Below are 9,968 nucleotides of genomic sequence, written 5' to 3'. Positions count from 1 at the left end.
CCTTCGTAGTTCAAAGTCGGGTGGTTGTCAAGATGATTTTTCTGGTTTGGTGTCGTCTTTTAAGCTGCCGCATAACATTGTGCTAACAGCGAAATCAGCTGTTATTTTCTTCAAGTATATCACCTTGCGAACAAATATAAAAAAAGTGCGGTACACCACGAACGGCGTACCGCACTTTTTTCGGCAAATCGGGCAGGATTTAACATTTATAGCTTGAATCCCTTGCCTTTCCTTTGCGGTTGTATAGGTCGGCGTATGTTCTGCCTTAACTTCTCGAACTGTTCCTTAAACCACTCGGCAATGGGCTTTCGGTCGATGGCAAGAACCAATTTAGCCCCGTCCGTGGGGTCTTTCAGCACTTGGAAACCTGCCCTTTCGGTCGTGAATTTCCGTCCGTGTTCCTCCGAGTAGAGTTCCCCTGCATACTCCAACGGTTTTCCCTTGACGAGCGTTGCGGTCTGCCTTTCATCGAACCCGACAAGGCGGCAAAGGTTTTCGATACGGAGCATTTCACGGAAATAGGGAAACCATGCCGCAGCCTTTGCGATTACCGTTTTCAAGAAAGATATTTCCTCCTTGTGCTTCGTTTCCTTGTCCGCTATCTCCCTGCGGTGCTTCCGTTCTACTTCCGCCATCTGTCGGCTGTGGTCTGCCTGCATGGTCTGTATTCTGTCTTGCAGGGCTTCGATGGTTTCCTCGTGGTCGGCTACCTCCCTATGCAGGGCGGTGTTCTCCCTTTCCAGCGTCTTGACCTTGTTACTGCCGAAAAGAGAACCGACACTCTCGGCGATGTTGGCGGCTGCGACGGTTGCCGCCCCTTTCAGCTTCTCGGTCTGTATTTCTTTTTTCGCCCGTCTTAGTTCTTCCCGTGCCGTTTCTTTCTGCTGCTGCAAATCCACCACTTCCGCTTTGAGGTCGTCGGAGAGTTTCTGTATATCCCGATAATACTGCTGCGTGGACTTGTGACGAGCTTTCGAGCCGTCTATGCCCCTTTGCAGCCCGTATTTCGCCATCGCCACGGCATAGGTATCTTGGTAGGACTTCAATTTCAGCCGTGTCATAATATCGTCTGCGCACAGCCTCACGGTGTCGGTCGGCTTCTTGCGGTATCGCTTCTTCGTCTGTTCCTCCCTTTTCCTGCGCTTTCGCTCTCCCTTGACGATGGGGACGAGTGTAACGTGTATGTGCGGCGTTTCCTCGTCCCTGTGCAGGTGAGCCGCCACGATGTTCTCCTTTCCGAACGTGTCGGCGAAGTATTTCAGATTGTCGGCGCACCACTCGTCCAAACGCCCCTCTTCCTCTATCCGCTTCATGTCCTCGTGCGTTCCCGACACGTTGATGCGGATTGCCCGTACTTGGTTGCTTCCGATTTTGCGTGTCAGCCCCGCTTCTTCTAATCTCTGCTGTATAGCCGCCGAACGGTCTTTCACCCCGTCGGGGTATTCGATAAGCCTGCGGTTCAGGTGCGTGCGTGTGGGGTCGGCGTTCTTCGGTATGATGAAACGCTCGATATGTGCGGTCGTTCCGCTGTCGCTGCCGTGCGCCTTTTCCATGTGTAAAACTACGAAACCCATATATTTTTCCTTTCTTCCTTGACTTGTGAAACAATGATTTTCCGTATCTTCGGGGGCGGCAAATGCCGTCCCCGATGGGGTGTGCAGAGGGGCTTGCCCCTTGCCTTATTGGGGAATTTTCAGCGATACGTAGTATTGCGGCTCGGAAAATTCCCTAATAAGCTACGGTATTTTCTCCGCAAATACCCTGCGGCGTGCCGTCCGTCTGCCCGTCTGCCTTTCGGCGGTGGCTGTCCCTGCCGCCTGCTTGCCCGTAACCCCCACCTTATTATTTTTCCCTTTCGGTCGGTGGTGGGCGGCGGGGCGGTCGTTTCCGTTTTCAAAGGCTCTTTTGCACGGGGCGGTCGGATACAAGGTTTTCCCGATAAATACGCTCGCAGCGAAGCGAGAGGAAGATTTATCGGGAAACGGCGCAGCCGCCTGACCTTTTAGCCGACATAAAGCCCCGTGCTTGCTTTGCCTTTGTAAACGGAAATGATTGCTCCGCTTTCCTCTGAAAAGAGGAATAGAACCTGCAATATATATCACCATAGTGATAGGTTTGCATGTTTGCATGCCGGTATGTTGGTACGTTTGCATGTTGGTATGTTGATATGTTGGTGTATCATCATGCTTTCCAACGGCTGTTGGGCTTGCCGTCCGAAACAACCGACACGAATACCGTCGTTTTCTCTTTTCGCCCGTGTATAATCCTCTCTAATAATGCCCTGCGGACTTTCGCCGCCCCGAACGACTCGATACGGAAAGCGAGGGCGGCTATCGTTTCGAGGTTGTAAACCTCGATGTAACTTCTCTCCGGTAAGCGGATAAGGCGTTTTATGCCGTACTCTTTCAAAACTCCGCTTTTGCAGAGTGCCTTTATCCCTGCCCGAACCGTCGGGGCGATAACCCCGAACAGTTCGCAGATTTCCCGCTCGGTCATGGCGGTTGCACCTATATCGCTCGGCAGGGAGATATTGCCCTGCCCGTCCATCGTGATAATGTTCCTTTCTTCTTTCATCGGGATTCTGTTTTTAATTAGATGGCTCGGCAGATATTCTTCTCCATATCCTCCAACTTGTGCGACAGGGTTTCCATGTCTTGGCTTATCTTCTGGGCGGTGATTTTGGCGTAAATTTGGGTGGTCTTTATGTTGGTATGCCCCAAAAGACGGCTCACCGTTTCGATGGGTACGCCGTGCGACAGAAGCACGGTCGTGGCGTTCGTGTGTCTTGCAACATGGTAGGTCAAACGTACCTTGAAGCCGCATTGTCTGCCTATCTCTTTGAGTATCTTGTTGCAACTGCCGTTACTCGGAACGGGGAAAACATGACCGTCCCGAGCCAGTCCCTTGTATTTCTCTATGATACACTTGGGAACGTCCAAAAGACGGATGTTCGATTCGGTGTTGGTCTTCTTTCTTCGGGTGATTATCCAAAGGTTGCCGTCGAAGAATGTTTGCAGGTGGTCGGCGGTGAGGTTCTTCACGTCCGAATACGCCAAACCCGTGAACACCGAAAAGACGAACAAGTCCCGTACAAGTTCATGGGTGGCATTCTTCATGGGTGCGTCCATGAGCGTCTGTATCTCCGTTTGGGTGAGGTAGCCCCTATCCACGCTTTCGGGAGAGTTGATATATCCGGCAAAGGGATTGAACGGCAAACGTCCGTCGTTTCTCGCTATCGAAACGATGTGCTTCAACGCAATCATGTAGCCCCACACGGTATTGGTGCGGCATTTCTTCTCCGTGCGCAGAAAATACTCGAAATCGTTGATGAACGTGAGGTTGAGTTCCTTTAACGGGATGTCCTCACGCTTGTAGGTATGGGGCAGGAACTCCCGAATATGGTTGCAGACCGTCCGATAACGGGTAAATGTACCCTGCGCCCTGCTGTGCCCGACTTTCTTCTCAAACTCGGCGTTGTGCTGCTCGAACAGCTTCAGCAAGGTTTCCTGCTTGATGCCGATACCAAGATAGGCGTCTTTGAGTTTGGCGGCGGTAACATATCCGTCCGTCTGCATTAACTCTTGATAGCGGCGGTTTACCTCCACACGGATTTTATCTACCGCAAGGTTGATTCTCTGCGCTTCGACGCTCTTGCCCGAAGCACGGCTGTTTTTCACGTCCCACAACCGTGGGGGAACGTCCATCTTGCAACTGAACTGTTTAATCTCGCCGTCCACCGTGATACGGCACATTAAAGGCAGGTTGCCGTTCGGCTTCTCGCTGCCTTTCTTCACGTAAAATAATACCTTGAATGTACTTCGCATAACTCACTCCTTTTTTTGGTTACAAAATTAGTTATTAGTGAGTTACCGACTGCTATGCAAAATTACGCAAATCACAGAAACAGAACCATTTAGCAAGAAATTCACACCCGTTACGGGGGTAATGAGGTGGTAACTGAACTCTTGCGCTGTTTGGCTTCGAGGTGGTATTTCGTTGGCTCTGCCCCATAGAAAAACAAAGCGTAACGAACACTCTATCAGCTAATTCGCTACGCTTTGCCCAAATTTACTTTTTCGCTATGTGTTTATTTTAAGTTATTGTCAGCGGTGGGAGACGGAGCATGCTCCGTCTCTACAAGCCGTACAATGCATTCTTGTTTATTTGGTTATGAACGAAATTTAGAAGACTACCTTGTAAGAATATAAGTTGGCCCAGAATCAATCATTATTGGTCTATATCCCATATAATCCTAAAAATAGGTTAGCGAAAGGAGTGCGCACTTGAGTATTCTTATTATTTTTGCGCTCTTAAAAGTAAATACATGAATTTTGATATAGTGTTTGTGTTGCTGGCCCTGATCGGCATGATCGCAGCCTTGGTATGGGATAAGATGCGGCCGGGAATGGTTCTTCTGACAGTGGTCGTGTTTTTTCTCTGCGTAGGCATTCTTACTCCCAAGGAGATGCTGGAGGGCTTTAGCAATAAAGGGATGATAACCGTAGCCATGCTCTTCCTTGTCAGTGAGGGAGTGCGGCAGAGCGGGGCTTTAGGCCAATTGATCAAGAAACTGCTTCCCGAGGGGAAGACCACCGTCTTCAAGGCGCAGGCGAGGATGCTCCCGCCCGTGGCTTTCGTGTCGGCGTTCCTGAATAATACGCCGGTGGTGGTTATTTTTGCCCCGATCATCAAGCGATGGGCGGAGGCGGTGAGGCTTCCGGCCACGAAATTCTTGATCCCTCTCTCGTATGTCACGATATTGGGCGGTATATGTACCTTGATCGGTACTTCTACGAATCTGGTGGTGCACGGCATGATTCTGGAGGCGGGATATGAGGGCTTTACGATGTTTGAGCTGGGGAAAGTCGGTATTTTTATCGCTATCGCCGGTATTTTATATTTGTTCGCTTTCTCGAATAAACTGCTTCCGGACTCGAGGACGGATACGGTATCCGAAGACGGGGAGGATGAGAATCCCGGGAATTTCCACCGGGTGGAGGCCGTGCTGGGCGCACGCTTCCCGGGTATCAACAAGACCTTGGGAGAGTTTAACTTTACCCGCCATTACGGGGCGATCGTGAAAGAGGTGAAAAGCGGCGGACAGCGTTTTACCCGTAATCTGGATACGGTGGTGTTGCATGAGGGCGATACCTTGGTGTTGTGGGCGGACGATTCTTTTATCCCTACATGGGGTGAGTCTAGTGTCTTCTTGATGTTGGCGAATGGTAATGAGGCAACGGAGCCGGTATCGAGGAAGAAACGTTGGCTGGCTTTAGGACTGTTGATCTTTATGATTACGGGGGCGACGGTAGGAGAGTTGCCAGTCGTGAAAGAGGCCGTTCCAAGTATGCGCTTGGATATGTTCTTCTTTGTCTGCATTACGACAATCATCATGGCGTGGACTAAGATCTTCCCGCCGAAGAAATACACGAAATACATCTCTTGGGATATCTTGATAACGATCGCTTGTGCCTTCGCTATCAGCAAGGCCATGGAGAATTCCGGCTTTGCCTCCATGATAGCCCGCCATATAATTAGTATGGCCGACGATTTAGGACCGTATGCGTTGCTGGCGATTATATTTATTATTACCAATATATTTACGGAGTTGATCACGAACAACGCCGCGGCGGCATTGAGTTTCCCGATCGCCTTGTCGGTGGCTACGCAATTAGGCGTTGATCCGACCCCATTCTTTGTCGTGATCTGTATGGCGGCGTCGGCTAGTTTCAGTACGCCGATCGGCTACCAGACCAACCTGATCGTACAAGGCGTGGGAGGCTATAAGTTCACGGATTTCGTGAAGGTGGGCCTGCCCTTGAACTTGATCACGTTCTTGATCTCCGTGTTTGTAATACCTATGATATGGAAGTTTTAGAAAATAATATCTATCCGATTTTCGACCGTATGCTGGGTCGTGAGGATAAAGAGGCGCTTCTGGGGCAAAGGGGAGTGATGGTGTGGTTCACGGGTTTGAGTGGCTCGGGGAAAAGCACGATCGCTATCGCCTTGGAGCGTGAGTTGCATAAACGGGGATTGCTTTGCCGCATCCTCGACGGGGATAATATCCGTAGTGGTATCAACAATAATCTCGGGTTCTCGCCGGAGGACCGGGTGGAGAATATACGCCGGATCGCCGAGGTGGGTAAACTGTTTGTCGATACGGGTGTTATAACCATAGCGGCTTTTATCAGCCCGAACAACGAGTTGAGAGAGATGGCGTCCGCTATCATCGGTAAAGCGGATTTCTTGGAGGTTTACGTAAGTACGCCGCTCGCCGAGTGCGAACGCCGTGACGTGAAAGGCCTGTATGCCAAGGCCCGGAAAGGCGAGATCAAGGAGTTTACCGGGGTTTCCGCCCCGTTCGAGGCGCCGGAGCGTCCGGACCTGTCCTTGGATACCTCCGTATTGAGCGTGGAGCAATCCGTGAGCCGGTTGTTGGAGTTGATCATACCGAAAGTAGAAATTAAACACTGAAAAAAGATATGTCTGATTACAAGTTAAGTCATTTACAGGAGCTGGAGGCCGAGTCTATCCACATCATCCGTGAGGTAGCCGCCGAGTTCGAGAATCCTGTTATGCTTTATTCCATCGGGAAGGATTCTTCCGTGATGGTCCGTCTGGCCGAGAAGGCTTTCGCTCCGGGTAAGGTTCCTTTCCCGTTGATGCACATCGATTCGAAATGGAAGTTTAAGGAGATGATAGAGTTCCGTGATTCTTATGCGAAGAAATTCGGCTGGAACTTGATCGTGGAGTCTAATATGGAGGCTTTCCACGCGGGCGTGGGCCCGTTCACGCATGGAAGCAAGGTGCATACGGACTTGATGAAGACGCAGGCTTTGCTTCATGCCTTGGATAAATATAAGTTCGACGCCGCTTTCGGCGGCGCCCGCCGTGACGAGGAGAAGAGCCGTGCGAAAGAACGTATCTTCTCGTTCCGCGATAAGTTCCATCAATGGGACCCGAAGAACCAGCGCCCGGAGTTGTGGGATATCTATAACGCCCGTGTGCATAAGGGCGAGAGCATCCGTGTATTTCCGCTATCGAACTGGACGGAGCTGGATATCTGGCAATATATCCGTCTGGAGAATATCCCGATCGTTCCCCTGTATTTCGCCAAGGAGCGTCCGTGCGTGGAGATCGACGGTAATTTGATCATGGCGGACGACGACCGCTTGCCGGAGCAATACCGGGACCAGATCCGTATGCGTATGGTCCGTTTCCGTACGTTGGGCTGCTGGCCGCTGACCGGCGCCGTGGAGAGCGAGGCGGATACGATCGAGAAAATCGTGGAGGAGATGATGACCACGACGAAGAGCGAGCGTACGACCCGTGTGATCGACTTCGATCAAGACGCTAGTATGGAGCAGAAGAAACGGGAAGGGTATTTTTAACACAGAAGAGACATGGCAGATACAAAATTAAATATAAAGGAATTCCTAGATAAGGACGAGCAGAAGGACCTGCTGAGATTCTTGACCGCCGGCTCGGTGGATGATGGCAAATCGACCTTGATAGGCCGATTGCTGTTTGATAGTAAGAAAATATACGAGGATCAGTTGGATGCCTTGGAGCGTGACAGCAAGCGTATGGGCAACGCCGGCGAGCATATCGACTACGCTTTGTTGCTGGATGGCTTGAAGGCCGAGCGTGAGCAAGGTATCACGATCGATGTGGCTTACCGCTATTTCAGCACGAACAACCGTAAGTTCATCATCGCCGACACCCCGGGGCACGAGCAGTACACCCGGAATATGATCACGGGTGGTTCCACGGCGAATCTGGCGATCATCTTGGTGGATGCCCGCACGGGCGTGATCACGCAAACCTGCCGTCACACCTATCTGGTATCTTTGCTGGGGATCAAACATGTGGTACTGGCCGTGAATAAGATGGACTTGGTGGACTTCGACAAGGATACGTTCGACCGGATCGTGGCGGATTATAAACGTTTCGTGGAGCCGCTGGATATCCCGGATATCACGTATATCCCCTTATCGGCCTTGGATGGCGATAACGTGGTGGAGAAGAGTGATCGTACGCCTTGGTACGAGGGTACGTCTTTATTGGATTATCTGGAGAACGTGCCTATCGACTTGGATCGTAACTACGAGGACTTCCGTTATCCGGTGCAATACGTGTTGCGCCCGAATCTGGATTTCCGTGGGTTTAGCGGCAAGGTGGCTAGCGGTATCGTGCGTAAGGGAGATACGGTGATGGCGTTGCCTTCCGGGAAGACCTCGAAGGTAAAGAGCATCGTCACCTACGAGGGTGAGTTGGAGCAGGCTTTCCCGCCTCAATGTATTACGATCACCTTGGAGGACGAGATCGATATCTCCCGTGGGGAGATGCTGGTGCACCCGGATAACTTGCCGATCCGCGACCGTAATTTCGAGGCCATGCTGGTGTGGATGGATGAGGAAGCCATGGACGTGAACAAGCAGTTCTACATCAAGCAGACCACTCATACGACACGTGCCCGTGTGGATAGTATCCGCTATAAGGTGAACGTGAACACGATGGAGCAGTCTTCCGTGGATCATCTGGAGCTGAACGAGATCGGCCGTGTGGTATTTACTACCGGCAAGGAGTTGTTCTTCGATCCGTATAGGAGGAATAAGCAGACCGGCTCGTTTATCTTGATCGATCCGATTACGAATAATACGTCCGCCGTGGGTATGATCATCGACCGTGTGGACGCTAAAGATATGGTGACGGAAGACGCTTTGGCTACCTTGAACCTCCCGGAGATGGGAATCGGAGAGGAGCATTATGAGGCGATCCGTAAGGTTTGTGAGGAGTTGGGCCGGCAGGGCGTATCTGTGAAATGTATAACGGAAAAACGATAGGATATGGGATTGTTGGAGTTTGATAAGCTACCGATCAATACGTTGGTCGGGGCGGATTGGGATACGTTCAGGAAGGTGACGGCCCGGCAGCAGATAGACAAGGGCTTTAAGGGTAAGTATCGCCTTACGACCGGTGTTTGCCGCCTGTTGAGCGCCTTGAAGCCGATCGAGGATAGCCGGTTCAAGAAATTGGCCGATAAGCCGCTCGAGATGGACCCCTTGTTTATCTTGGGGCATTGGCGGAGTGGTACGACTTTTGTTCATAACATCTTCGCCTGCGATAAGCATTTCGGTTATACCACGACGTACCAGACGGTATTCCCGCACCTGATGCTCTGGGGGCAGCCTTTCTTCAAGAAGAACATGGCTTTCTTGATGCCGGATAAGCGTCCGACCGATAATATGGAGTTGAAGGTGGATCTTCCGCAAGAGGAGGAGTTCGCCTTGTCGAACATGATGCCTTATACATATTATAATTTCTGGTTCTTCCCGAAACGCTGGATGGAGTATTGCGATCGTTACTTATTGTTTAACGATATCACGGAGGAGGAGCGGCGGATCTTCATGGATACTTTCATGCGTCTGGTTAAGGTTTCCCTCTGGAATACGAACGGTACGCAGTATTTGAGCAAGAACCCACCGCATACGGGGCGTGTGAAGACATTGCTGGAGATGTTCCCGAACGCTAAGTTCATCTACTTGAAGCGAAATCCGTATACGGTATTCGAGAGTACCCGCAGTTTCTTTACGAATACGATCCAGCCATTGCGTTTGCAGGATATCACGAACGAGCAGATCGAGGCGAACTTCATCGAGGTATATCGCCGTCTTTTCTACAAGTACGAGGAAGAGAAGCACCTGATACCGGAAGGCAATCTGGTGGAAGTGAAGTTCGAGGATTTCGAGAAAGACGCTTTCGCCATGACGGAAAATATTTACGGGTCATTAAACTTACCCGGCTTTAAGGAGTCTAAGGCGGATATAGAGAAGTATCTGGGCAAGAAGAAGGGCTACAAGAAGAACCAATACAAGTACGAGGATCGTACGGTCCGGCTCGTAGAGGAAAATTGGGGCATGGCCTTGAAGGAATGGGGCTATAGCTTATAAATAAAAGGGTTA

Annotated in this window: 10 protein-coding genes; 6 read left to right on the top strand and 4 right to left on the bottom strand. The window is 50.9% G+C overall.

Annotation, left to right across the window (positions count from 1 at the left end):
* Positions 1-217, top strand: a 217-nt coding sequence (locus DW205_RS22640) for a hypothetical protein (RefSeq protein ID WP_233523165.1), incomplete at its 5' end; no start/stop codon positions are given.
* Here DW205_RS22640 and mobV read toward each other — a convergent pair.
* The 4 genes from mobV to DW205_RS19415 form a co-directional block, all read right to left on the bottom strand.
* Positions 207-1,574 (bottom strand): MobV family relaxase, encoded by a 1,368-nt coding sequence (mobV, locus tag DW205_RS19430; RefSeq protein ID WP_117682424.1) that lies wholly within the window; start codon positions 1,572-1,574, stop codon positions 207-209. The two genes, DW205_RS22640 and mobV, sit on opposite strands and share 11 nt — an antisense overlap.
* Positions 1,575-1,736: 162 nt before the next feature.
* Positions 1,737-2,105, bottom strand: coding sequence for a hypothetical protein (locus tag DW205_RS19425; protein WP_195527776.1), 369 nt, complete (start codon positions 2,103-2,105; stop codon positions 1,737-1,739).
* Positions 2,106-2,181: 76 nt separating this feature from the next.
* Positions 2,182-2,574: a hypothetical protein gene (locus tag DW205_RS19420; RefSeq protein ID WP_005866999.1), complete on the bottom strand. Its 393-nt coding sequence runs from the start codon at positions 2,572-2,574 to the stop codon at positions 2,182-2,184.
* 17 nt (positions 2,575-2,591) lie between these two features.
* The gene (locus tag DW205_RS19415; RefSeq protein WP_005867000.1) at positions 2,592-3,824 is read right to left on the bottom strand and encodes a site-specific integrase; all 1,233 of its coding nucleotides are present in this window, start codon (positions 3,822-3,824) and stop codon (positions 2,592-2,594) included.
* 500 nt (positions 3,825-4,324) lie between these two features.
* Here DW205_RS19415 and DW205_RS19410 point away from each other — a divergent pair, with 500 nt between their 5' ends.
* The 5 genes from DW205_RS19410 to DW205_RS19390 are packed head-to-tail and all read left to right on the top strand — an operon-like array spanning position 4,325 to position 9,956.
* Positions 4,325-5,878 carry an SLC13 family permease gene (locus DW205_RS19410; protein WP_005862792.1) on the top strand — a complete coding sequence of 518 codons (1,554 nt, stop codon included), beginning with the start codon at positions 4,325-4,327 and terminating at the stop codon, positions 5,876-5,878.
* Positions 5,866-6,477, top strand: a complete 612-nt coding sequence (gene cysC / locus DW205_RS19405; protein ID WP_005862790.1) for an adenylyl-sulfate kinase — start codon at positions 5,866-5,868, stop codon at positions 6,475-6,477. Before DW205_RS19410 ends, cysC begins: the two co-directional genes overlap by 13 nt.
* Positions 6,478-6,485: 8 nt before the next feature.
* Positions 6,486-7,394 (top strand): sulfate adenylyltransferase subunit CysD, encoded by a 909-nt coding sequence (cysD, locus tag DW205_RS19400; RefSeq protein WP_005857432.1) that lies wholly within the window; start codon positions 6,486-6,488, stop codon positions 7,392-7,394.
* Between the two features lie 12 nt (positions 7,395-7,406).
* Entirely contained in the window at positions 7,407-8,849 is a 1,443-nt protein-coding gene (cysN, locus tag DW205_RS19395; protein ID WP_005857430.1) for a sulfate adenylyltransferase subunit CysN, read from the top strand.
* Positions 8,850-8,852: 3 nt separating this feature from the next.
* Positions 8,853-9,956 carry a sulfotransferase gene (locus DW205_RS19390; protein ID WP_005857428.1) on the top strand — a complete coding sequence of 368 codons (1,104 nt, stop codon included), beginning with the start codon at positions 8,853-8,855 and terminating at the stop codon, positions 9,954-9,956.
* Positions 9,957-9,968: the final 12 nt, after the last annotated feature.

The organism is Parabacteroides sp. AM17-47, assembly GCF_003434625.1.
Lineage (GTDB): Bacteria > Bacteroidota > Bacteroidia > Bacteroidales > Tannerellaceae > Parabacteroides > Parabacteroides distasonis.
Note: the sequence above shows the minus strand (reverse complement) of the source record. Positions and strands in the feature narration are given on the sequence as shown.

Excerpts from the sequence above, each read along its gene's own strand:
- mobV (WP_117682424.1), bottom strand. The coding sequence starts at position 1,574 with ATGGGTTTCGTAGTTTTACACATGGAAAAGGCGCACGGCAGCGACAGC.
- DW205_RS19425 (WP_195527776.1), bottom strand. The coding sequence starts at position 2,105 with ATGGTGATATATATTGCAGGTTCTATTCCTCTTTTCAGAGGAAAGCGG.
- DW205_RS19420 (WP_005866999.1), bottom strand. The coding sequence starts at position 2,574 with ATGAAAGAAGAAAGGAACATTATCACGATGGACGGGCAGGGCAATATC.
- DW205_RS19415 (WP_005867000.1), bottom strand. The coding sequence starts at position 3,824 with ATGCGAAGTACATTCAAGGTATTATTTTACGTGAAGAAAGGCAGCGAG.
- DW205_RS19410 (WP_005862792.1), top strand. The coding sequence starts at position 4,325 with ATGAATTTTGATATAGTGTTTGTGTTGCTGGCCCTGATCGGCATGATC.
- cysC (WP_005862790.1), top strand. The coding sequence starts at position 5,866 with ATGGAAGTTTTAGAAAATAATATCTATCCGATTTTCGACCGTATGCTG.
- cysD (WP_005857432.1), top strand. The coding sequence starts at position 6,486 with ATGTCTGATTACAAGTTAAGTCATTTACAGGAGCTGGAGGCCGAGTCT.
- cysN (WP_005857430.1), top strand. The coding sequence starts at position 7,407 with ATGGCAGATACAAAATTAAATATAAAGGAATTCCTAGATAAGGACGAG.
- DW205_RS19390 (WP_005857428.1), top strand. The coding sequence starts at position 8,853 with ATGGGATTGTTGGAGTTTGATAAGCTACCGATCAATACGTTGGTCGGG.